Raw genomic sequence first — 23,773 nt, 5'->3', positions numbered from 1 at the left:
GGTTATTATAATTAACCATATTTAAGCAGAAGCACCTTTATAATTGCAATTATTTAAGATAAACAACGCTGATATCGGGGTGAGTAACCCGTTTATTCAATCGTTAAATCAAGCCAGACTAATCGGTGGTCGCTTGATGCATTTCTATCTTTAATTAAACGATATAATTCGCTTTGTTTTTTCGGCCAAAAAACACCACCACCTTTAATGGTTAACCCATAGTTTGAAGGCAAAACGTAATCAACGCGTGCTTGCCAATTAGCGGTATAGTTTTTAGCATAAGCTTGCGGGTATTGCTCTTTTGCGCCCTCACTGGTTGGAATAAAACCGGCGTTAATCAATGGGCTTTTAAGTATTTGATCAGTAGTATTAGTACGCTTTTTATCACCTTCAGGTGCGGCATTTAGATCACCTAAAATCACAAATCGCGATTTTGCTGCAAGCCCACCCTTTTTACCATTATCATCATAAAGGTAACTTTCGTTATTAACGTAATCGGCAATAAGCCTAATTTCATCATGGTTACGAATACCGTTTCTGTCTTCTTCGCCATCAAACACAGGTGGTGTTGGGTGCGACGCTAGCATATGGACTACTTTATCGTTTACTTTTACGGGTATATCCCAAAAAGATTTAGAGCTTAAACGTAAAGTATTCCACTCTTCATCGTTATACCAATTGGTATTAGTTTTTGGGTCAACCGGCATTTGTACATTAGGTAAATCTTTGTGCTTAAAGGTTTGCAGGGTTCTGATGTTGTCAAAATCAATCGGGTAGCGAGATAAAAACGCCATTGCGTAATGGCCTTCAAAAAAACCAAAGCCCTGTGCATCACCCATTACACCGGTTTTTTTGCCGTTATTGTCCAAGTCAAACTCAGTTGCTAAGCCGGTATTAACGGGGGCAATGTAAACGTATGGGTAATCAATTGCTGCTTGATTATTTTGCCTTACATTTAAATAATGGCTTTTAAAATACTCGATACCTTGCTCTTTTGGAATGTAGTCAAACTCATTGAGTAGTACCACATCTGGGCGGACGCGCTGGATTATTTCAGCAATATTTTTAATTTGCTGGTGGTTTGAACGCAGTGCGTTTACCAATGCATCACTTTTTACTTGTTCATTTTTAGCGGTGTAATTAGTGGCATCCATACTAACATTAAAGGTTGCTACGCGTAGCGATTCAGCCAATACAGGGCTGCTAGAAAAAACAGCAAATAACACACTGCTGATTGCTATAATACTCAAATTACGTTTCATTATATGAATCCATCTATAATTAATAATAAAATAGTGCTGCTGACTATAACCCACAAAGTAATTGCCATCAAAAATGGCTTTATACCTGCTTGCTTAAGAACCGATAGTGACAAACCACTGCCAATTAAAAACAGTGTAACCACTAATAATTGCTTAGCTGCACTATTAATAAGTTCCCATGTAGATGAAAACGATGGCATATAAGTATTTATTAATGCGGCTAATAAAAAGCCCACAATAAATAAAGGAATACTTGCCTTTTCATCAGAGCGCATAAACACTCCCGCAACCGCTGTATAAGGAATGATCCACATCGCACGGGTCAATTTTACCGTAGTGGCAATACTCAGTGCCACTGCACCATAAGTAGCCGATGCCCCCACTACGCTGCTAGTGTCGTGAATGGCTAATGCGGCCCACAAACCAAATTGCTGTTGGGTTAATTCAAAATAGTGCCCAATTGCGGGAAACAACAATAATCCCATGCCATTGAGTAAAAATACAATCCCTAAGGCAACAGCGACTTCGTGATCTCTAGCTTTTATAACCGGTGCCATAGCGGCTATGGCACTGCCACCACAAATAGCGGTACCAAATGAAATTAACACGCCCGTATTACGATTAAGCTTAAAAACTTGGGTTAAAATTTCTCCAAGCCCGATTATGGCAGTAATACTAACAATTGTTAATACTAATGAGCTGCGCCCTACTTCAATTACTTCATTAAAATCAACAGCAAAGCCTAAGCCTACAACAGCAAGCTTGAGCATTACTTTACTTGCCTTTTGAGATAACTCAGCAAACGGGTTGCCTAAGGTAATAGCAAATATAGCGCCTAAAACCAATGCACTTCCTGCTCCAATAAAAGGAGTCATACACAGTGCGAGTGAGAGTATAAATGTTGGCTTATGCAATTTAGTGATAATCACTATTTTAAGGCCGAATAAGTTTATTAGTCAGTTTATGGACAACGGGAGCAACAAATATAACTGTAGGAAAGGCAATGCAAAAGGCAAATAACCAGGCTTTAAGCCATATAGCTACAATATTTTCGACCATGCCTACATTAAAAATTGAAATAACAAACGACATAAAGCCTGACATGAAAAGTGCCATAAAAAAAGCGAACACAATAGTACGAAACTTTGGGTGGATCATTAAAAAGAAACCTTTAGAAGGTAAAGCGATAAATTGAATTCAACTTACCGCTTAATTTTTTAACTTATAATAGCGATTTGCTAGTAGCTAATACGCCTGGGTAATCCTGCTCTGGCAAGCATGATGTAAGTTCAGCTAGGCGGTTACCTAATTGCTGTAAACTCTCACCCGAAACATTAATATGCCCCATTTTACGACCAGGCTTAACGCCTTTACCATACCAGTGACTGGTTACATCCGCTGTTTTTAAAACATCATTTGGGATTTTTTCTTGCCCTAAGACGTTGATCATAGCAGTAGGTTGCTTAATTTGCGTATTACCCAAAGGTAACCCTGCAACAGCACGCATATGGTTTTCAAATTGCGAGCAGTGAGCACCTTGCTGTGTCCAGTGTCCTGAGTTATGCACTCGAGGAGCTATTTCGTTAACTAATAACGTACCTTGAACATCAAAAAACTCAATGGCCAATACACCTACATAATCAAGTTCTTTTGCTATACGAGTAAATGCCGAGGTCGCTTGGCTCTCTACTAAGCTATTATCTTTACCGGCTAGTGAAAGGGTTAACACACCGTTTGTATGTTGATTTTCTGTAAGTGGATAAACTGCAACGTTACCCTCTTTGTCGCGCACGCCAATAATAGAGACTTCACGATCAAACGGGATCATTTTCTCAGCAATAATTGTGTGCGGTGCCTGCTCTGTACCTGAGGCAATAAAGTCGGCCATTTCAGCCCAAATAGTGTTTATCTCATCATCTGATTTTAAACGCCACTGGCCTTTGCCGTCATACCCAGCTTGGCAGGTTTTTATTACTAACGGTTTGCCTAATGTTTTAACTGCTTGTTCAAGGTGCGCTTTTTCAGTAATAAGTTGGTATGGGGCACAAGCTACTTCGGTTTTATCTAACAAGGCTTTTTCAAGCGAACGGTCACCACCGGTTTTTATTGCTTGTTTACCTGGAAAAAACTTATTGCTATTACAGCAAAGCGTTAATACATCATCGGGGATATGTTCAAACTCAGCGGTAATCGCATCTGCATCATTGATAGCTTGCTCAAGTGTGGTTGCATACACTTGGTTGGTTAGCGGGTGCACAATTTGTTGGCTGCCAACATCATAAGCAACCACATTTAAATTAAGCGGTGCGCCAGCAAGGCTCATCATTCGCGCAAGCTGACCAGCACCTAAAATTAATATAGTCATTATTACTCTGCAGGATTTGGGTTAGCTAGAATTGTGTCGGTTTGCTCTTTACGAAACGCTTCAATTTTGGCGAAAATTTCAGGGTTTTGACAGCCTAATATTTGTGCAGCCAATAAACCGGCATTAGCTGCACCAGGCTCACCAATAGCCAATGTGCCTACAGCAACGCCCTTAGGCATCTGGCAAATAGACAATAATGAATCAACACCATTTAACGCTTTTGACTTAACTGGAACGCCTAAAACAGGCAATGATGTAAACGCTGCAGCCATACCCGGTAAGTGAGCTGCCCCACCTGCGCCTGCAATAATTACTTTAATGCCTCGTTCGCTTGCAGAACTTGCGTAATCAGCAAGTAATTGAGGAGTACGGTGAGCAGAAACCACTTTAGTTTCATAAGCAATACCAAATTTTTCTAGCATCAACGCAGCGTGTTCCATGGTTGGCCAATCTGATTTAGAACCCATAATAATGCCAACAGTCATAAATACTCCTCAGTAATGTTTTTAAAAAATAGCGGACTTATGTCCGGTTTTATGGCGGGTATTATATACTTAAATACCGCAGTAATGCGACCAGCAGGCAATAAAAAAGCCATGTTAAACATGGCTTTTTTTAAATGCTGAAAATACTTGCTGTTATGATTCTTTACTCGCCAAGTATTCGCTGTAGGTTCCTCTAAAGTCGATAATTTTACCGTCTTTAATTTCCCAAATACGGGTAGCAACTGATGATACAAACTGACGGTCGTGTGACACAAACATCAAGGTACCTTCATACGCTTCAAGTGCTAAGTTAAGCGCTTCAATTGATTCCATATCCATGTGGTTCGTCGGTTCATCCATTAATAAGATATTTGGTTTATGCATCATGATTTTACCAAACAGCATACGACCTTGCTCACCACCTGAGATAACTTTTACAGATTTTTTAATATCGTTTTGTGAAAACAACATACGACCCAAGAAACTACGAACAACTTGCTCGTCATCACCCTCTTGCTGCCACTGCTCCATCCACTCAAATAAGTTCATGTCTTTTTCAAACTCATCGGCATGATCTTGTGCATAATAGCCAATGTTAGCATTTTCAGACCATTTGAACTCACCGCTTTTAGGTGCTAATCGTCCTGCTAAGGTGTTTAATAATGTTGTTTTACCCACACCATTTTCACCAATAATGGCAATACGTTCACCTACCTCAACTAAGCCTTCTAAACCTGAGAATAAAGTTTCTTCGAAGCCTTGCGATAAGCTGGTCATTTCAAGCGCGTTACGGAATAACTGTTTTTCTTGTTCAAAACGGATAAATGGCGACTGACGCGACGAGGCTTTCACTTCGTCTAATTGAATTTTATCAATACGTTTTGCACGTGAAGTTGCTTGCTTTGCTTTTGAAGCATTAGCAGAAAAGCGCGATACAAACTGTTGTAGTTCTGCTATTTGGCTTTTCTTTTTGGCGTTTTCACTTAATAAACGCTCGCGAGCTTGGGTTGCTGCAAACATATATTCATCGTAGTTGCCCGGGTAAATACGTAATTCACCGTAGTCAATATCGGCCATGTGTGTACATACCGAGTTTAAAAAGTGACGGTCATGCGAGATGATGATCATAGTACAGTCACGTTGATTTAGAACATCTTCCAACCACTTGATTGTGTAAATGTCCAAGTTATTGGTAGGTTCATCAAGCAACATGATATCAGGGTCTGAAAACAACACTTGAGCTAATAGCACACGAAGTTTAAAACCTGGTGCGATTTCAGACATAGGACCGTAATGTTGCTCTGTCGCTATACCAACACCTAATAATAGCTCACCCGCTTTTGACTCAGCAGAATAGCCATCCATTTCAGCAAACTCAGTTTCAAGGTCGGCTACTTTCATGCCGTCCTCTTCACTCATTTCAGGTAGGCTATAGATACGGTCACGCTCTTGTTTAATATCCCAAAGCTCTTTGTGACCCATAATTACAGTGTCGATCACTGAGTACTCTTCGTAAGCGAATTGATCTTGATTTAGTTTAGCAACACGTTCATTAGGATCTGTGCTTACATTACCCGATGATGGTTCAAGCTCACCGCTTAGAATTTTCATAAACGTTGATTTACCACAACCATTGGCACCAATTAAACCATAGCGGTTTGATTCACCAAATTTAGCTGAGATATTTTCAAATAACGGTTTAGCACCAAATTGCATGGTGATGTTAGCTGTACTAATAATAGCGCTACCCTCCAAGGGAGACTGAAGTATTTAAATTGCGCGCAGTTTAAACCAAATCAGCGTTTTTTTCTATGAAAGTTTAAAGCACAACCTAAAGTAAACAGTAGTTGTTTATTAGCTATTGAAGGATTAAAACAGCCAAAGAGATGAACGAGTAAATGTGCAAAAAAGCGAAGTGAAATTCACTATTATGCTGTTAACGCGGTAAAAATATGTTTAATAAAAAAACAATCACCGTTACAGAAAAATAAATAATTTAAACGTACTAAATCGCTAATTGGTCGCATTTTACTTTTATTAACATTTAATACGGCTATATTAACGTTTTTTATAGCATTAGAGTTTTAGCTCTACCTATGCCGACAGTAGCAACTATGAAAAAAATTCAACTCTCTCCCTCCTGCATTTAATCCTAATGTCTTATTCCAAAATTAAATAGCGGTTTATACGGCTACAAAATAAATACAGCATTAACTTAAAGTGAACAAGCTGCGTATTTTGTATTAATTATCGTTGATAATTTTTCACTTTTGAGCCTTTTATTGCTTTGCTAGTCTGCACGACTTCGAATTTAGTAATTATAAAAACGTCTTTTTTAGGCAAGGCACACACAATGAAAATAAAATTAGTATCGCTCGCGATTGCAGGTGTTTTAACAACACCGAGTGTTTCAGCAATTGAAGTATTTAAGGATGAAAAAAATACAGTCGCTATTGGCGGCTATATAGATGCGCGAGTAATTAATACTCAAGGTCAAAATGAAGTGGTTAATGGTGCCTCACGAATTAATTTTGATTTTAAACGTCAACTAAAGAACGGCTGGGAAGCAATGGCTTTAGTTGAATGGGGTGTAAACCCTGTTGGCAGTAGCGATATTGTATACAACAACCGTTTTGAATCAATTCAAGATGAATTTTTGTATAATCGTTTAGGTTATGCAGGACTTAAACACGACAAATACGGCCAAATTACTATTGGTAAACAATGGGGTGCGTGGTTTGACGTAGTATATGCAACTAACTACAGCTATGTTTGGGATGGCAATGCCGCAGGTGTATATACCTACAACAAAGACGACGGTGCTGTAAATGGTACGGGACGTGGCGATAAAACATTGCAATACCGTAATAGTTACGGTGATTTTGATTTTAGTGTACAAACTCAGTTAAAAAATAGCGCATTTTATACCTGTGATGTAAGTGATATTACAGAGTCACAATGCCAGGCTAATTTTGAGTCAGGCGATACTGCGGCGCAACAAGTTGAATTTAACTATACATTTGGCGGTGCAGTAACTTATAACGTGACTGATAAGCTAAAACTGACTGCCGGTATTAACCGCGGCGAGTTTGAATTAACTTATGGCGACGGAACAATCCGTTCAGTTGACGATTTAATTTACGGTGCCGGTGTTATTTGGGGCAATATTGATGCGCCAGGGTTATATGTAGCTGCTAATATCAATAAAAACGAAAACCACGACACAGATAACATTGGTCGTTTAATTAAAGATGCAATTGGTATTGAAACATTTGTGTCTTATCGTTTTGAAAACGATTTTAGACCATTTATTGCCTACAACTTATTTGATGCAGGTGATGACTACGTGATTCAACCAAACTTTAACGCCGATCCTAACGATGTATTTAAGCGTCAATTTGCTGTTATTGGTGTGCATTACTTAATAGATGAAAACACCCAACTTTATGTAGAAGCGCGTAAAGACTTTGGTGATTTTGAAAGTGATAATAAGCAACAGCAAGCACAAATGGAACAATCGGAAGATGACGGTATTGCTTTTGGTTTTAGATACGTTCTTTAATAGCCTGTTGAGCTTTCAAGCTTAAATTTGCAAAGTTAAACTGACTAAAGCCCTGCAAAATATCAGGGCTTTTTTATTGTTTTTGCAGAAGGCTTAACTACTTTCTCTTAAATGCTTTTTTTAACGCACGCGTCCCCTCTTGTGGCCCTAAAATAAGCCACAAAAACACAACCCCACCAGGGACTAAAACGGCTTTTAGGATTGGGCCGAGAATAAAAGAATAAAAATAAATAAGTGGAATAAAAAGTACATAACCAATAACACGTTTGATAAACTCCATGTATTACCTTTAGATTAATTGAGCATGCTCATAAACTTAATTGAGCGCGCTCAATTAATCAAGTGCTGATTTAAGCCCAACATCCAACAAAATTATAAAGCATTGAATAATATGAGTAAAAAAGAAAAAACACGGGATAAAGTTTTAGCTTCAGCATGGGAGCTTTTCTTACTACAAGGTTATGACCACACATCGACAAGAGAAATTGCTGTTGCAGCTAATGTGGCAGTTGGTACTGTGTTTAGTCATTTTGAAAATAAAATTGATCTGCTTATGGCAGGTATGCAGCAACAAATTGAAGTTATTATCGAGCAAGCAAAGCAATCAGATACTCAGCGCCCTCCTCGATTGAAATTACGCCACTACGCTCACCCTCTATATTCCTTTTATTGTGAAAACAGTGAATTTAGCAAATTACTAATTAGCGACATCATTTGGCGTGAGGATTTTTTTAAAGCACAAATGGATGAATTTAAAAAACTACTATTTAGTGAACAACCAGAATTTGATGAAATAAAAGCAAGTGTGATGATGGACTGCTATTTTATGACCCTGATCACAGGCTTAAACGACGAGATACCAAATGCAGAAGCCATGCTGAGACAACTGAGCAACAAAATTGCATTGTTGTAACGTCAATTATAAAAAGCTGGAGTTTAAGTCTGTGTATTACTGAACCATTGATGGAAAACCCGATGTTAGCTGCAATTAAAATGTCTAACTTAGAACAACTAAATAATTACATTGTTGCTTTGTTTAATTTGGTTTTCCTGTTCCTACATAACTCACTTAATAAAACGCGTAGATATAAGTTAAAAAAAACGCCAATACACGCCACCAATTTCCCCCTCCCTGATTATATTTTTTAAAAATTCATCTATTGCTTAGACTTGTTTTAAATCAAATGAAGTATGATGTGTTCTTTAGAGTGGATACTCCAACAGCAGTAAAGCAATAAAAATCAATGCAAACTATATTTAATTGTTCACCGTCATTAATTAATCAGAAGGCGTGTTAATTTGCGAGCTCAAGAACGCCGTATAATTTAACAGTGCTTTATCGACACTCAGTGCAGGGTTTTGATTATGTTCAGCATTACTATTAATTGTACTTCCCCACTTAAGCCAGTCGTTTGGATGTTTTGCTAAACTAGTAACTAAATTATTGTATGCACCTAGCATTAAAGAGTGCTCTGCCCCACCGACAGTGATATATAAAAATGTCGGTTGTTTTATACAATTTATATTTGTTTTTAAAAATGCATCAAACCGCTTAGTCACTGTCATATTGTCATACCAAGCGGCTGGGCTAAATGCAAAGTAACCATTGAATAACTTTGGTTTAGTATGCAGCGTGTATAAAGTAAAGCTGCCCCCTGCTGAAAATCCGGTCAAAATTCGATTTTCAGTTAATGTGTAGTTGGCCTCTAAATAAGTAAGTAACTCTTGCTCTATAAAAGCTAAAAACAAATCAGCTTTACCAAAAATTTCAGGCGAACTTTCATGTTTAGGTCGAGGATTTGTATTAACGTCTTTCCTTGCATAAGGTGGCACAAGATCACGATTTCTAGTATCAGTAAAAAACTGATTTGGTATAGCAACTAAAATAGCCTCATTTAATATACTTTCATGATTTAATGCTTTTAAGGCTTTATCCCAATTAGCTAGATTAAAATTACCATCTGTTTTTATAATAAGTGGATACGCTTTATTTTTGTCAAAACTATCGGGTAACTTTATAAATACTTTTCGTGACTCTTTAAGTACTTTCGAATCTAGGGTTACATCAACAAACTCTGAAACATCATTTTGATAATAGCTAACCCCAGTTATTGCAAGCCCAAATACACTAGCCGTAAGCAACATATTTAAAATAATCGCTTTTTTAATTCTCATGCGCCATCCATTTTAGTTAATTGCTTATGCCATACACCGTTATTAAGTTGCTGGTTAAATACAAAGCCGAGTTTAGTGAGTAAGTTATAACAGCGTACATTTTTACCATGAATTTCTGCGTATAGATGTTCAATGTTTAAAGAGCGATGTATCTCACTGACAAAACCTTTAAGTACTTCATGCATTAAGCCTTGTTGCCAATAAAAAGGATCAAGCTCAAAGCCCAAATAAGCAGTTTTAGTTTGGTTATTAATGTTATACAAACCACAAGTACCAATTAAGACGCCAGACATATTATGTTCAATCGCAAGCCGAACACCTTCCCCTTGATAATAACTCGATATATCATCTTGAATTAATTGCTTAACATGCTCTTTATTTAGCGGCGTTTTATAATCGTTAAACTCATAAACGAGGGGATTATTTAAAATTGTTAATAGCGCTGCGCCATGTTTGTGGGTAATTAAACGCAAGATAACGCGGGGTAATTTTATCGTTTTAAACATGCCTATGCCAAATAAAGTAAACGCGCTTTAAATAGCACTTTATAGAACGTCATTATTAACTTACCATATCGTATTCACAAGCATTAATTAAGATAAACTATGAGCGACAATTTTAAAGTAATACAACCAACTACTACTGTTTACTGCCCAAAACGTGGTGAAGGTTGGACTCTCACCGGCATTACTAATATTGATGAGTTCACATCGGTTATGTTTGATGGCGTACGTTACACCTTACCAGCGAGAGAAATTGTGGAGGAGTTGCTGCCTAACCAATTAGCGCGTGAACAGCAAAATCAGTAAGGTACTTATAATAGAAAAAAGCATTAAAAATTTTCATTATTAACGTTTTAAAACATAAATACCGAGTGGGGAGTCTAGACGTAGGTTATGCTCATCAACATGTAGCACTTCCCATTTTCTGACTACTTCTCCCGAAGTTACATGTAATATTTTGCCTTCCCTTGTGTAAGGGTAGTATCTATTCCCATGTTTTTTCATTATTTGGAGAATACCTGAGTTATCAATTTTAAAAAAATTACCATCATCAATTTTTATTGTATCTATATCTGATGCAATAACTTCAATTAACTTCCATTTAAACTGAATATCATTCTCTTTCGAATAAAGTAAAGGTGAATAGATCAGCGTAATTAAAATAGCAAGACATATTATAATTTTATGCATTTTTATATCCATATAGATCGTGTGTAAATGTAATATTTGTAGATATGACAACTTATTTCTTTTTTTTAATTTCCAAATCATCTTTTACACTTAACTGGTGTTGTCCAGGTATTAAGATCATGATAAAAACAGCCACGCAAATTAATAAAATCACTCTAAGCACATTTGAAGTTATAAAACTCTCCGTCAAATTAACTAAAAGAATCAATGGCAAAACAAAAAAGACACCTAAGTAACGGTGACGATTTGTAAATTCATGCAATGAGCCACAACTTGTACATCTATAACGAGTCGTCATTAAAGATATAGTAAACCACGATAATGAAATATTAGCAGAACATTTTAAGCACTTAGGGATCATACATAACCAGTTTGTGATTTAAGAGGAACTTTTTAGTTTGGATTATTCTTAGCAGATCTCATTAATTAAAGATTGCTTAGTTAACAATCTTTAATTAATTTAGAAATAAGTCAACTATAAACCGACGACGTTACTTTAGGTGGAGAACTTGCTAAAAGTCGCCCTAAACCATCAGGTAGCTGGTCCAAATCATATTTTTGTGTATTAGAATTTACTAAAACTTCTTTCCCCTGATGATCTCTCGAAATTCCAGTGATAGTTTGGATTAGTCTATTTCCAAAGAAAGGGTGAGGTGACCAAGAAAAATCATATTCAAAAATAATTTCGTAACTCCAACCCCTTTCCATTCTTGGAAAAATTACTGAAGCCTGCGCTTCTCCAAGAACAACACCAGAAATTACGGAGACTGAAAAAGATGCAGTTGATGTTGCTATAAAGCCCGTTCCTAAACCTAGCAATGCAGAAGCTAGGTAACCACCGTGTCTAATGACTTTCTCCCATTCAGAATTCCATTTATTAGCTGACTGATCAGTTGGAAAAGTTAGTGTGTGAGAAGACTTACTTTTTAAACGCTCTCTAGTATCACAGTCTGGTGCTTTACCTACGCCCATCCAATGACCACCATCAGTCCAATTCAATCTATTATTGCACTGTATCTCTAAACTTTTCTTTTCCCTGAGTGATAATTTTTGTGATCTAATAACACGAGTTTCCATCTTAATTCCTTTTAAAATTTTGTACCTATCTTCAAGAGTAAAAAGAACATTAAATATTGTCAATGTTTAATTTTCATAAAGTTGAAGAGAAGTTTTTAAAAATCTCATATTTGCCTTTTAAAACGCCTCATCTTCACTGTATACATTTACATTAAGTTCATCGTTATCTTCAAATACGACAAACGAAATAGGCCTGCAACACACTTGGCAGTCTTCTATGTATTGCTCATCAATATCAGCCACATCAATTAATACTTCTATAGATTCGCCACAGTAAGGGCAACTAATCGACTTTTCGGTTAACTGGTTCATATCTTACCTACTATTCGTATGACTGTATGATCTCACTTTAGTAAATAACCCTATATAAAACAATGCTGGTAAAGTGACTTAATAATTCAAATTTAAACAGCGTTAGCTAAAATTTTGTTTAACTTAGATAAATCAATTAATTTATTTTGATCTTGCTTTAAGAAATAATCGCATTGCCAACGCTGAGTAACTTTAGCAGAATTACTAAATGTGCCAGTCCCTTTTAAGGCTCTGCTTTCGCTCCAAGGTGGAAACACTCTAAAAGCTGTTTTACCCTTAGAGTTTAAAGAGCTCACTATGCCTTTTTTTAGTAATACATTTACGGGGAACATGAACAAGCCTCGTTCAATATTTGTAACTTGGTTGTTCGTAGAAGTTAAACCTTCGCTGTTAACCTCTACGAGTAAATAATCAAACTCATCATTTAACGGAATTGGCTTATTATTTTTACAATCCGCTGGGCGTTTCCATAGTGCTAAAAAAGCGCCAGGTCTGTCGGGTGTAACTTTAGCCTTTCTGTAAATTATGCGTTTTTGGTTTAAAGTAAATGCATAGCCATGGTATTGGGCATTGTGGTCATGAGAAACGAGTTCATCAGCGCTTGGCAGTTTATAGCCTAAAGAAGCAAAACTGGTTTGCAAAAGTGTGGTTAATTCATTACGCGAATTACTGGTTTCCATTTATAGAGTCCATTTTATATAAAGCGAGTTTAAAACAAGTTACCTGCTACACAATGAAAGAGTATTTACAGTTAGCGGGTCTACTATAACAAGCATTTACGCACTCACACACTAGGTTGATAATTTTTATGAATAAAACACTCGTATTTGCAGTCACTTCTGCCGTACTTTTGACTAGCTCATTTGCTCATGCTAAAACCGAACAAGCTATTTTAGCAGGAGGCTGTTTTTGGTGTATGGAAAGTGACTTTGAAAAACTCGAAGGTGTAACCGATGTGATCTCAGGTTTTACTGGCGGTGAAATTAAAAATCCTACTTACAATGGTAATCATCGCGGCCATTACGAAGCCGTTCTGGTTACCTACAACACTGATGCATTAAGCTATCAAGATATTTTAAACCATTACTGGGTTAACATTGATCCTTTTGACGCCAAAGGCCAGTTTTGCGATAAAGGCCCAAGCTACCGTAGCGCAATTTTTGTAGCTAATGAGCAACAGCGAAAGCTAGCTCAAAAATCCAAACAAGCCGTTATTAGTGAGTTTACTAAGCAAACAGTGGTAACCCCTATTCTTGATGCGAAAACCTTTTACCCGATAAAGGGCAAAGAAAGTTATCATCAAGATTACTATAAAAATAACCCTATTCGTTATAATACCTATCGCTGGCGCTGTGGTCGTGATAGCCGCCTAGAAGACATTTGGGGCGATAGAGTTACTCACTAAGTTTATAAAAACCAAAAAGGCTGTAAAAAATGCAGCCTTTTTATTTATTCCCTTATCTCGCTAACTAAAAAAATTTATTTTTCAAGACGGTTAAATAGCTTTCTACAATGACGATTTCTTTTTTATAGGAAACATCTTAAACCAAAACGCCATTTCAAAAACAAAGCCCGCAATAATAAAAATAAATAAGCCAGTAGTGCTACCATAAGAATAACAAGCAATAACGGCAATAATTAATGCAGCTAAAATCAACCATTTTATAAATATATTCATCTCTAGTACCTTAGATTTAAATTAGTAGCTATCAATTATTTCTTGATTCTTTAATAAAGCGATATCTAAATTCAGATAAGTAACCGAGTATCATAACCAACATAGTAGAATTTAAATCGCCATTAATAAGTAGCGTCCATATATACTCTTTAGTATTAAAACTGATATATACACACATTATAAAAGCAACAATGCTACAAGCCTTAAACATCCATGAATATTCCCCAAAAAAAGAATCGAATACACTCTTATCTATTGGTTTACCTTCCATAATAACTCTCTGCTTTTTATAGCGTTTTTTATTGAGTTTGTTAATCGTAATGCCTAGCTTATTACGTGTCTATTGTATTGTTTGATTAAATGTTACTAATTATTTCTAATGAGTTATTTATTATAAAATTACTAATACTTTCCTTCAGTACTTCCTATCCTAAAACGAGTAACTAAATCATTTAATACAAAGGTAAAATTTTTGTTGCCACAAAAGGGACTAATGGGTACTTTAAATAAATGATTAGTTTTATGAATCTAACCAATAATTAAGTACTAAATACGATTTTATACCTCAAATTTATACAGGAGATTTACCTTGCTTGATATAATCGCGCTTTTTATAAAAGTAAATGATTACAAAACATTTAATGAAGCGTCAGTAAAGTTAAATATTCCTTTACCCACTTTACAAAGAAAAATAAAAAAACTTGAAGAAGACTTATCTTTAGCGTTGTTTTATCGTGAAAAAGGAAGTTTGCGATTAACAGAGCCAGGAAAGAGCTTTTATAGCCATTGCTTAGCTCACGTAGAGGGTTTACAAAGTACGCTGTGCAATTTTAAGAACTCTAGTGAAAATAAAGTGAGTAAAATTAAATTAATAGCGCCGCAAAACTTTATAAAGAGCGTGTACTTCTCAGGCGTTATAAATCAATTCACCCTACTTTATCCAAATATTAAGATTCATATGATGCTATCAGATGAACGTCTTGATTTAAAAGCCACCGAGTTTGATTTAGCTATTAGAATCGGAAAATTAGATAGCTCACAAAATATATGTAAAGTCATTAACCAAATGAGCTTTGTTTTAGCTTGCTCATCGAGTTTAATTGAGCAATATGGCATACCAAGTAATTTTGACGATTTAGCTAAACTCCCCCACATATCGTGCTCGCCATTCGAAAATTGGTCTTTTAAAGCAAATAAAAATGAAAAAGTAATTTTTAAACCTCAACCCAACTTTATTTCCAACGATATAGAAATGTGTGCCTTAGCTGCCATTGAAGGAAGAGGTGTTTATTATGGTCCAAAATATTGTTTATTACCGCATATAAAAGACGAAAGCTTGGTTGAAGTATTAACGCAATTCAAACCTATTAAACGAGATGTAAACCTGATATGGCCTGATAAATTAATCCCAAAAAGCACACGCTATCTAATCGATTTTTTAGAGTACTCTCTCAAGGGGGTAAAAATGTAGCTACAATAGCACTATAGTCTTAATTAATTTTTGTAATATTTAAGCAACTAATATTTTTGAAAAAACAACTTTCATTTAACACTCTATAAAAATATAGCGAGTTCTTTAGAATCAAAATCGGTCCAAAATTAGATTATTTAATTAGGGCCTAATTAAAATATGATTTTAAAGGATGTAACTTAATGAAAAAAATAATACCTCTATTGCTGTTGTCACACACAAGTCTTGTAAGTGCTAATACAACTGCAATTTATCCAGATCAACTTAAAAATGAAAGCTTAGGTGCTGGAGTTTGCTCAGCTGATAATAGACTAATTACAAAGGCTGAAGCGCAAACCTACAGAAACGAACTTACTAACAAAATGGGTAAGTGGCAAATAACGGGATTAGCTGATGGCTGGGTTATTATGGGCTCTGGCTACGCAGGTGAAATAAAAAAAGGGTCTGCTGTAAATTCTTGGTGCTACCCTAACGATCCTATTAATGAGATCCCTAAATTAAGCCCCGTAAAAGTAGCGCCTGGCAGTCAAAGCCAAATTGAATGGGACTTAGTAAATCAAAAAGAGGATTTTATAAAACCCCTATCATATCTTGCTCACACAATGGGTTTTGCGTGGGTTGGTGGAAATCGCTCAAGCTATGTGGGTGATGACATGGAGGTATCTAAAGCGGGCTCTGGATGGAAAATACAAGGTTATAATGGGGGCAGCTGTGATGGTTATCGATGTGATGAAAAGTCAGCTATTACCGTATCTAACTTTGAATATGTGATGGATAACGAATCATATAAAATAACAGGTGATATTGTTGCTGCCGACAAAGAACTAATTAAAACGTTAACAGTCCCTGCAGTGAATGACACGTCAGCAGCTCAAATGTCAGTCGTTACCATTGAATACGATGCAGCTACTAATTGGTCTAAAACAAATGACTACAGTATTTCTGAGTCAGTTACCTTATCCAATACATGGAAGTCCCCTTCAGTTACTGGCGGATCAGACACTTCATTATCGGTTACTATAGCAGCAGAGCAAGCATGGGGAACAAGTAACGGCGGCTCAGAAGCTGAACGTGTTGTTGTACAGGCAAGAACCAATGTACCAGCATTCACAAAGCTTAATGCTAAGGTCGATTTGTTTAAATCATCAATATCGTATCCTTATTCATTCGATGCTGATATTACTTACGATCTATCAATAAATGGCTTTATGCGTTGGGGAGGCAATGCTTTATTAAGCCATCCTGAAAACAGACCTAATGACACTGCTAATTTTGTAATAGGCCGTTGGGCAGGTCAAGAAAAGAGCATTGAGTATCAATGGGAACACCGCTATATACCAGGCGAGAATAAAAAATGGGATTGGCCTTGGATGATACAACAAACAAGCTTATCAACAATGCAATACTATTTAAGTCATGTTTTAAGACCTAAAAAAACAACCCTAACAGGCCACTTTTATGCACAAAGCCAATTTGCTGGTAGCGTTTATTTTGGTGATGAAACCCCACTTGTCACTAACCAAAGAAGTAAGCGAAGTGTTTCAGCTAGTGATTACTCAAGTGCAGAAAAATTAAAAAAAGAGTTTGAAGATGCTGGTTTTAAAAATGTAGTTGTTAATATTGAAATGATTGATTTATAAATCCCCGTGGGCTCTCATAACGAGAGCCCTATTTTATAAATTTACATAAAAATATAATTATCACACGCCTATTTTACTTTATTAGAAAACACATACAGCTCAACCCAACCTCGCCTTTAGTTTATTTAAAAGTTATGCTTTGATGTTAATAGAAGTATTGATCTCCTTTGTCTATTAAACATATTTCAGAAAAAGTGATTATAAAAATAATAAGAGAACAGCAATGACACAAAATACAAACAACAGCGTAGTAATACTCAGTGCGGTTCGTACTGCAATTGGTAGCTTTGGTGGCAGCCTTAAAGATTTTAGCCCCGCTGAGCTTGGCACACTGTGCGCAAAAGAAGCACTAACCAGATCTCAGCTTACCCCTGACCAAATTGGCTCATGTGTGGTAGGCAAAGTTATTCATAACGGCCCAAAAGACGCTTACCTATCAAGGGTCATTGGACTAGATGCTGGGTTACCTATAAGCAGCCACGCTGTAACGCTTAATCGCTTATGTGGTTCAGGGCTTGAAGCAATCATACAAGCGGCACAACAAATTCAATTAGGTGATGTAGATGCAGCCCTTGCTGGCGGAGCAGAAAGCATGAGTAGCTCTGCCTACACCCTCGAAAGTAACCGCTGGGGGCAAAAAATGGGTAATAGCACTATGGTTGATGAGCTTACCACGACCTTACAAGACCCATGGGATAATAACCCTATGGGAATAACTGCTGAAAACATCGCAGAAAAATATTCAATTAGCCGTCAGCAGCAAGATGAGTACGCAGCAAACAGCCATCATAAAGCTGCAAAAGCCATTAGTGCAGGCCACTTTAAACAGCAGATTGTGCCAATAGAAATCAAGTCGCGAAAAAGGACGCACATTTTTGACACCGACGAACATGTTCGCGCCGATACCACAGCCGATAAACTTGCAACTTTAAAGCCCTACTTTAAAAAAGATGGCACCGTTACCGCAGCAAGCTCATCCGGTATAAACGATGGTGCAGCCATGTTGGTACTTATGTCAGAGCAAAAAGCAAATGACCAAGGCTTAAAACCGCTCGCTCGTTTATTGGGTTATGCCAGAGCAGGCGTTGATCCTACTTTAATGGGTATCGGCCCTATTCCTGCAGTAAAGCAGGTATTTGAAAAAACGGGCTTAACCATCGACGATATGGATGTGATTGAGTCTAACGAGGCCTTTGCAGTACAAGCACTGTGCGTTGCTAACGAATTAAACTTTCCTACGCATAAGGTAAACCCGAATGGCGGCGCAATTGCGTTAGGGCACCCTGTTGGCGCAACGGGCGCCATACTAACCACCAAATGCTTATACGAACTAAAACGAATTCAAGGTAAATATGGGTTAGTCACAATGTGTATTGGCGGCGGCCAGGGCATTGCGGCTATTTTTGAGGTGCTTTAGTTTTTGACCTCATTAGGTTTAAACATAAGGGCTTAATTCACTAGGAGAACTAACAGACGCTTTGCTTTTAGAGGAAAAAAATGTGAAAGGCTATCTTCACGAAGGGAGCAAAGCGCTGCTACACCTTATGGGTCAATAACAAACGCTTTACTTCAAAGCTCAGCAAGCCATTCGTCTACAAAACGTGTTTTGAAATTAATTTTCTTACGCCTAATAAAACACCACCAAATGAGATTAAAAATAATATTGGTAAAAACAGTAATGTTTGGGCGTTGCCTATATCTGTAGCTGGGCTGCCAATAACTGCAAGCGTATTAATTAACAGCAGTATTAAGCTTGATTGCAGGTAGCCCTTGTAACCTATAGCCCCTGCAAACAACAGCATAATAAATGAACCTGATATTGCAGGCGTAAAAGGTGCGGCGGCGAGTAACATACAAACAAACGAAAATATAACAGCACATCCAATTATTACTTTAAACATAACAACCTCCATGGTAAATGGCTTTTAATCCACATAACTTTAAATACCTTACCGATCTTTTAATCCACCAGCTATTTATAACTGTATTATTAAAAAGTCATATCTCATCTAACTGACTATAAACTAACATTATTGTTTTCAGATAACCCCAATATAAAAACTACTTATTCCCAAACTGCCTTTCACATGGCTCGCCGTCTTTATCCCCGTCCATTTTAGTATTTGGGCAATGTTGAATAAAAAATAATGCCTCTGCATAAGAGGTCATTTGGCTACAATGTTGGCGGCCATCACAGCGGAATACTTGCTGTGATTTATTAAGTGAGCTTGAACTAGCGGGCATAAATGATTCTATATTAGCGTTAGTGACTACAGGTGTTTGCTTGGTATTTAAAAAACCGGTTTTATAAACACTAAAGCCAATACTAACAATAATACCAAACGTTATGAGTTTCATTAAAGGTGAGTTCTTACCTGACGTTTTGCTTATTCTAACCGGCCTTGTTGAAGCTTTTATATGTGGCTGTGCAAGTACGCCCTCAATACGGCAATTTACAGCTTTAGTTTTACCGTTAGGCTCAGTTGCAACCTCAAAGTAAATAATGTCGCCCGCTTTAGGCTTGCGGCTCATATGTTTAAGCGATGAGATATGTATAAAGGTATCGTGTTGCAGTGTGGTTGATTTAATAAAGCCAAAGCCTTTATCGTCATTCCACGATTTTAATAATCCTTTATTCATCATTGAATCGTCCATTTAATAACTGTTAATTTTACAGCCTGTGCTTTTATCATGATAAAGAAAAATACTCTTTGTGTATGTTTCTTATTTCAAAAAATAGAAACACTGCATATAAAAACAGTAAAAACCATTAACCCTACTCTTTATTCAATTATTAGTTACTTTGTAAGTGCAAATACGCGTAATGCCGAGCCAGTACCACCACGTATTTTAAGCGGCGGCACAATGGCAATAAACTCATAGACTTTTTCTTTTGCTAGCTCCTCAAGGAACAAGTTTTCTATTATGTAAATACCGTTATCTGCTAATAACATCATATGTACCGGGAAAACCTGAAATGAGGGTTCTGTAGCAATAGGTGGGCGTTTTTCAAAAGTAAGGGTGTCATTACCCACAACACTGGCACCAGCCTTTATTAAAAACTGTGCACCACTTACACCAACGCCTGCAGCATGCTCTGCAATATATTGCTGTGGGTTATTAGCAAAATATTGCCCCCACCCCGTTCTAATAAACACAGTGTCGCCTTTTTTAATTTTTACACCTTGCGATTTTGCTGTTCTTTTTAAATGTGACGCCGTTATGTCAAAATCTGCAGCCAATGGGGTATCGTCACCGTTAATAAAGCGAGCCACATCAAGTAATACCGTTCGGTTACTCAATAAGTTTACAGGATAATGATCAATTCCTAAGTCACTTCCTACACCACTGCGTCCTATTCCTCTACGATCATTGGTCGCTTGCGCCGCATCTACTCCACCATACAGTAAACCATCTCGACCAATATGACCTAACGCATCAATAGTAGGACCTCCATGGTGACCACTCCATTGCATTATTTCTGAGGTGAATGAGAGCTGATTGTTATCACCAAATGTACCACGTGTATCTGCGTGGGTTGCATTAAGTGCCATTGAGTATTTTGGGTTAACGGACGCTATTGGGGAATTTTCATCCCAATTATGAGATAGGTCATAGGTTTTGGCATGACTGACAAGAGTAATAAACTCTTCAGTTTGCTTAGATTTGCTTAATTCTTTGCTATTGGTTGCTAAGCTCGAACAACTAATTAAAAAAAACATAAACGACATCAACATTGCCAGCTTCATCGTATCTCCTTATTTGTATATGTTTAACGCGCTATCCAAGAAAATAGCGACTAAAATAAGCCGCTACATGCATTCTCACTATAAATTAGTACATTTTTTCATTTTCAACCCTTAAATTTGATTATTATTCGCTTAACCGAGCATTTAAAAATTAGCATATGAATTCAAAAGCAAACAAAAAAGGGACAAGTTTTTACAAGAATTAACCGTTAGAAGTTTTATAAATATTCATTAAATCTCAAACTTCACTGTTGCATCTTAAGGCTGAGGTTTAATACGACGGCGACTAAAGCCGTCGTATAGTTCAACGTTAAAATTGTTTCATGTTGAATATCAATTTGAATATACAACATGACCTTCTTTAATGCTTTGCACTATTTTTATATCCTTAATAGTAAGTGGTTCCACTTTTAAAGGGTTGTTACTTAAAATGACGAAATCCGCGAGCTTTCCCTCAGCTAGCGTACCTTTACTTGTTTCTTCAAAGTATTGAATAGCAGCCCATTGCGTTAATGTTTTTAACCCTTCATAAAGCGTTAAACGTTGATCCGGCCCCAATACTTTACCCGAACGCGTAATACGATTAACCGTTGCATCGAGCACTCGCATTGAATTTGGAAATGTCACAGGGGCATCATGGTGAGAAGTAACCGTTAAACCAGCTTCAACTACATCTCGTGATGGCGAAATATAATCTGCCCTTGGGTGCCCCAAAACAGACTCTACATGCCAATCGCCCCAGTAAAAAGTGTGCATAGGAAACAACGATGGGAGGATCCCTAAATCTACTAAATCCGGGATTTGATCTTTACGTAAAGTCTGGCCGTGAATCATCACGCTACGGTGATCATCATACCCATAACTTTTTTTAGCCACTTTAATAGCTTTAATATATTGGTCAATCGCTGCATCACCATTGGTGTGAGCAATAATCTGCCATTTGTTTTTAAACGCAGTGTTTATATGTTTAATGGCCATCTCATCACTCATGATAGGATAACCTTTATAGTCCAGCGGTTTACCCTCCGGTGGCGTATGATAATGTGATGATAACCAAGCCGTTTTTCCTTGTGGTGAACCATCTAAAGTTAATTTAACCCCCCCTATTCGGTATCGATTAACATAACTGCGATCTGAGTTATAAAATTCGGGCTTAACAGCTGACTTATTCCAGACGATGTCAGGGTATGAAACAACATCAATGAATAGCGATTTATCACGAGCTGCTCTTTCTAATGCCGAAGTCGCATCCGCTGTGGTGCGGCCATCTTGAGCAGTTAAATATCCATTTTTAGCATACTCCAGCTGAGCAAGCTCAATGGACCTTTGCTGTACTTCAGCATCGGATTTAGTGGCAACAATAGGCAATAATAGATTAAAAAAAGCCGCTTCTTCAAGCACGCCATTAGGACTATTGTCGGCCAAGCGCCTAATTACACCGCCTTTGGGGTCTTTGGTATCCTTTGTGTAGCCACCCACTTCTAGAGCTTTTGAATTGACACTTGCTAGATGACCCGATTGATGCATTATAAGCACTGGGTATTTAGACGAAATTTTATCTAGAACATCTTTAGTTGGATGTTGTTTTTCGCTAAGCTGCGAATCGTCATACCCATTAGCTAACACCCAACCAAATTTTCCGATAATGAATTTCCCTTCAGCAGACTCCATCCACTTTTTGGTTGTTGTCACTAAACTATTAAAATTTGCACCGGGGCCATCGGGAGGAGGTAATAAATTTGCCAATTGCGCAATTAAACCCGTATTGTACATATGGCTATGGGCATCCAAAAAACCGGGTAAAAGTGTTTTCCCTTGAAGGTCTTTGTTTTGTAGATTGTCAAACTTTTCTCTGGCCTTCGCTAAGCTGCCAAGGTAAACAATCCGCCCTTCTGACTCAACTAAAGCTTCCTCATAATGCGGCTTTTCTCCTTCCATAGTGAGAATATCTCCGCCGTAATAAAGAACCGGATCAGCTGCTAGCGCGCTTGTTCCAAAACAAAATAATACTGATGGTAATAAAAAACGTAATCGCTTTGTCATTTTATCTTCCCTGTAAATATAGCTGTAATAAATTTAGCACATGATGTTTTAAACAAAAACATAAAGTGACACCCATAATTAATATATTAAAACATCTCGTTTTAAATTAGTTAGTCCATTTCAAAATACACAGTTAGGTAACGTGATGAGCGGATTCTCAGCTTTATCACAAGCATCAGGAGGTTCAGCTATGAAAATACCTCAGTGTGAATCTCCTATTCTCACTATGAAGTCAGATAAATCAGTTAGCGGATGGAGTGAAAGAACAACGTTCTTCATATGTGTTGTTCAATATCAAACAGGTTATCAAGTTGATGTATACACCACATTCGAACAACAGTCTGGGGGGATCTCTGTCAATCAACTTAGTCAAAGCTTAGTTCGCTCAGTAGTTGGTGATACTAGCCAAAATATACCAAAAACTATGGCTCGATTAAAAGACTCACTCGCAGAACTAAATACTGAAACAAAAATAATCGACAGCTATATTCCAAGCAAATGGAAAGGTTTATTTGCAGACGATAGAAAGTCTTTAGAAGCTGAAACAGAGTAAATAATTTCACTAAATTAAAGTTCTTTCAAATAATGGAGTAATTAAGTACTCCATTATTTTTTTTAAAACTAATAATTACTCTAGCAAAATAATGAAGGATTTATCTGTGTGGCATAAGTTTTTCTTTGGTGAGTAAAATCGACTTCCATCATGATGATTTCTTTTTTATAGGAAACACCTTAAACCAAAACGCCATTTCAAAAACAAA

At 37.1% G+C, this 23,773-nt stretch carries 26 protein-coding genes; 8 read left to right on the top strand and 18 right to left on the bottom strand.

The window, feature by feature from the left end:
• Positions 1-92 precede the first annotated feature (92 nt).
• The 6 genes from DK924_RS06425 to DK924_RS06400 all read right to left on the bottom strand — a co-directional run bounded on the left by DK924_RS06425 (position 93) and on the right by DK924_RS06400 (position 5,852).
• Positions 93-1,262: an endonuclease/exonuclease/phosphatase family protein gene (locus tag DK924_RS06425; protein ID WP_109874639.1), complete on the bottom strand. Its 1,170-nt coding sequence runs from the start codon at positions 1,260-1,262 to the stop codon at positions 93-95.
• Entirely contained in the window at positions 1,262-2,191 is a 930-nt protein-coding gene (locus DK924_RS06420) for a YeiH family protein (protein WP_054200941.1), read from the bottom strand. The genes DK924_RS06425 and DK924_RS06420 overlap by 1 nt, the downstream gene beginning before the upstream one ends.
• Positions 2,192-2,195: 4 nt before the next feature.
• Entirely contained in the window at positions 2,196-2,420 is a 225-nt protein-coding gene (locus DK924_RS06415; protein ID WP_075169227.1) for a DUF2798 domain-containing protein, read from the bottom strand.
• Between the two features lie 64 nt (positions 2,421-2,484).
• A complete protein-coding gene (locus DK924_RS06410) occupies positions 2,485-3,627 on the bottom strand; it encodes a 5-(carboxyamino)imidazole ribonucleotide synthase (protein ID WP_109874638.1) in 1,143 nt (380 codons plus the stop codon).
• 2 nt (positions 3,628-3,629) lie between these two features.
• Complete coding sequence (gene purE, locus DK924_RS06405; RefSeq protein ID WP_008114610.1) at positions 3,630-4,112, bottom strand: 5-(carboxyamino)imidazole ribonucleotide mutase; 483 nt, start codon at positions 4,110-4,112, stop codon at positions 3,630-3,632.
• A gap of 153 nt (positions 4,113-4,265) precedes the next feature.
• Entirely contained in the window at positions 4,266-5,852 is a 1,587-nt protein-coding gene (locus DK924_RS06400) for an ABC-F family ATPase (protein ID WP_109874893.1), read from the bottom strand.
• Between the two features lie 613 nt (positions 5,853-6,465).
• Between DK924_RS06400 and DK924_RS06395 the strand changes: the two genes are divergently transcribed.
• Positions 6,466-7,674, top strand: coding sequence for a porin (locus DK924_RS06395; RefSeq protein ID WP_109874637.1), 1,209 nt, complete (start codon positions 6,466-6,468; stop codon positions 7,672-7,674).
• Between the two features lie 97 nt (positions 7,675-7,771).
• Here the strand turns inward: DK924_RS06395 and DK924_RS06390 are convergent, their stop codons facing one another.
• The gene (locus DK924_RS06390; protein WP_109874636.1) at positions 7,772-7,954 is read right to left on the bottom strand and encodes a hypothetical protein; all 183 of its coding nucleotides are present in this window, start codon (positions 7,952-7,954) and stop codon (positions 7,772-7,774) included.
• A gap of 111 nt (positions 7,955-8,065) precedes the next feature.
• Between DK924_RS06390 and DK924_RS06385 the strand changes: the two genes are divergently transcribed.
• A complete protein-coding gene (locus DK924_RS06385; RefSeq protein ID WP_010390018.1) occupies positions 8,066-8,587 on the top strand; it encodes a TetR/AcrR family transcriptional regulator in 522 nt (173 codons plus the stop codon).
• Between the two features lie 365 nt (positions 8,588-8,952).
• On the opposite strand, the gene DK924_RS06380 is transcribed toward DK924_RS06385, so the two are convergent.
• Positions 8,953-9,849: an alpha/beta hydrolase gene (locus DK924_RS06380; RefSeq protein ID WP_109874635.1), complete on the bottom strand. Its 897-nt coding sequence runs from the start codon at positions 9,847-9,849 to the stop codon at positions 8,953-8,955.
• Entirely contained in the window at positions 9,846-10,355 is a 510-nt protein-coding gene (locus DK924_RS06375; protein ID WP_109874634.1) for a GNAT family N-acetyltransferase, read from the bottom strand. Before DK924_RS06375 ends, DK924_RS06380 begins: the two co-directional genes overlap by 4 nt.
• A 99-nt stretch (positions 10,356-10,454) precedes the next feature.
• Between DK924_RS06375 and DK924_RS06370 the strand changes: the two genes are divergently transcribed.
• Positions 10,455-10,658, top strand: a complete 204-nt coding sequence (locus tag DK924_RS06370; protein ID WP_075169221.1) for a hypothetical protein — start codon at positions 10,455-10,457, stop codon at positions 10,656-10,658.
• A gap of 39 nt (positions 10,659-10,697) precedes the next feature.
• Here DK924_RS06370 and DK924_RS06365 read toward each other — a convergent pair whose 3' ends face one another.
• The 4 genes from DK924_RS06365 to DK924_RS06350 form a co-directional block, all read right to left on the bottom strand.
• Positions 10,698-11,042, bottom strand: a complete 345-nt coding sequence (locus tag DK924_RS06365) for a hypothetical protein (RefSeq protein ID WP_076919501.1) — start codon at positions 11,040-11,042, stop codon at positions 10,698-10,700.
• Positions 11,043-11,513: 471 nt separating this feature from the next.
• Entirely contained in the window at positions 11,514-12,119 is a 606-nt protein-coding gene (locus DK924_RS06360) for a hypothetical protein (protein ID WP_076919500.1), read from the bottom strand.
• Positions 12,120-12,236: 117 nt separating this feature from the next.
• Positions 12,237-12,431, bottom strand: coding sequence for a CPXCG motif-containing cysteine-rich protein (locus tag DK924_RS06355; protein WP_054200950.1), 195 nt, complete (start codon positions 12,429-12,431; stop codon positions 12,237-12,239).
• 92 nt (positions 12,432-12,523) lie between these two features.
• On the bottom strand, positions 12,524-13,111 hold the full coding sequence (locus DK924_RS06350) for a MepB family protein (RefSeq protein ID WP_054200951.1): 588 nt from the start codon (positions 13,109-13,111) through the stop codon (positions 12,524-12,526).
• 128 nt (positions 13,112-13,239) lie between these two features.
• Here DK924_RS06350 and msrA point away from each other — a divergent pair, with 128 nt between their 5' ends.
• On the top strand, positions 13,240-13,836 hold the full coding sequence (gene msrA, locus DK924_RS06345; RefSeq protein ID WP_109874632.1) for a peptide-methionine (S)-S-oxide reductase MsrA: 597 nt from the start codon (positions 13,240-13,242) through the stop codon (positions 13,834-13,836).
• 102 nt (positions 13,837-13,938) lie between these two features.
• Here the strand turns inward: msrA and DK924_RS18740 are convergent, their stop codons facing one another.
• The gene (locus DK924_RS18740) at positions 13,939-14,109 is read right to left on the bottom strand and encodes a hypothetical protein (protein ID WP_181388749.1); all 171 of its coding nucleotides are present in this window, start codon (positions 14,107-14,109) and stop codon (positions 13,939-13,941) included.
• Between the two features lie 589 nt (positions 14,110-14,698).
• Between DK924_RS18740 and DK924_RS06335 the strand changes: the two genes are divergently transcribed.
• From DK924_RS06335 to DK924_RS06325, 3 genes are all read left to right on the top strand, one after another.
• A complete protein-coding gene (locus DK924_RS06335; RefSeq protein ID WP_010390037.1) occupies positions 14,699-15,580 on the top strand; it encodes a LysR family transcriptional regulator in 882 nt (293 codons plus the stop codon).
• A gap of 182 nt (positions 15,581-15,762) precedes the next feature.
• On the top strand, positions 15,763-17,220 hold the full coding sequence (locus DK924_RS06330) for an aerolysin family beta-barrel pore-forming toxin (protein ID WP_109874631.1): 1,458 nt from the start codon (positions 15,763-15,765) through the stop codon (positions 17,218-17,220).
• 223 nt (positions 17,221-17,443) lie between these two features.
• Complete coding sequence (locus tag DK924_RS06325) at positions 17,444-18,637, top strand: acetyl-CoA C-acyltransferase family protein (RefSeq protein ID WP_109874630.1); 1,194 nt, start codon at positions 17,444-17,446, stop codon at positions 18,635-18,637.
• A 175-nt stretch (positions 18,638-18,812) separates the two neighbouring features.
• On the opposite strand, the gene DK924_RS06320 is transcribed toward DK924_RS06325, so the two are convergent.
• From DK924_RS06320 to DK924_RS06305, 4 genes are all read right to left on the bottom strand, one after another.
• The gene (locus DK924_RS06320; protein WP_109874892.1) at positions 18,813-19,121 is read right to left on the bottom strand and encodes a DUF6419 family natural product biosynthesis protein; all 309 of its coding nucleotides are present in this window, start codon (positions 19,119-19,121) and stop codon (positions 18,813-18,815) included.
• Between the two features lie 160 nt (positions 19,122-19,281).
• Positions 19,282-19,860 (bottom strand): cold shock domain-containing protein, encoded by a 579-nt coding sequence (locus DK924_RS06315; protein WP_109874891.1) that lies wholly within the window; start codon positions 19,858-19,860, stop codon positions 19,282-19,284.
• 158 nt (positions 19,861-20,018) lie between these two features.
• A complete protein-coding gene (locus tag DK924_RS06310; RefSeq protein WP_109874629.1) occupies positions 20,019-20,969 on the bottom strand; it encodes a cyclase family protein in 951 nt (316 codons plus the stop codon).
• A 333-nt stretch (positions 20,970-21,302) separates the two neighbouring features.
• On the bottom strand, positions 21,303-23,012 hold the full coding sequence (locus DK924_RS06305) for an amidohydrolase (RefSeq protein ID WP_109874628.1): 1,710 nt from the start codon (positions 23,010-23,012) through the stop codon (positions 21,303-21,305).
• Between the two features lie 190 nt (positions 23,013-23,202).
• On the opposite strand from DK924_RS06305, the gene DK924_RS06300 reads away from it, so the two are divergent.
• Positions 23,203-23,565, top strand: coding sequence for a hypothetical protein (locus DK924_RS06300; protein WP_131724684.1), 363 nt, complete (start codon positions 23,203-23,205; stop codon positions 23,563-23,565).
• The last annotated feature ends 208 nt before the right edge of the window (positions 23,566-23,773 follow it).

Source organism: Pseudoalteromonas sp. meg-B1, from assembly GCF_003173795.1.
Taxonomy (GTDB): domain Bacteria; phylum Pseudomonadota; class Gammaproteobacteria; order Enterobacterales; family Alteromonadaceae; genus Pseudoalteromonas; species Pseudoalteromonas undina.
The sequence above is the reverse complement of the archived record's forward strand: the minus strand, read 5'-3'. Positions and strand labels throughout refer to the sequence as shown.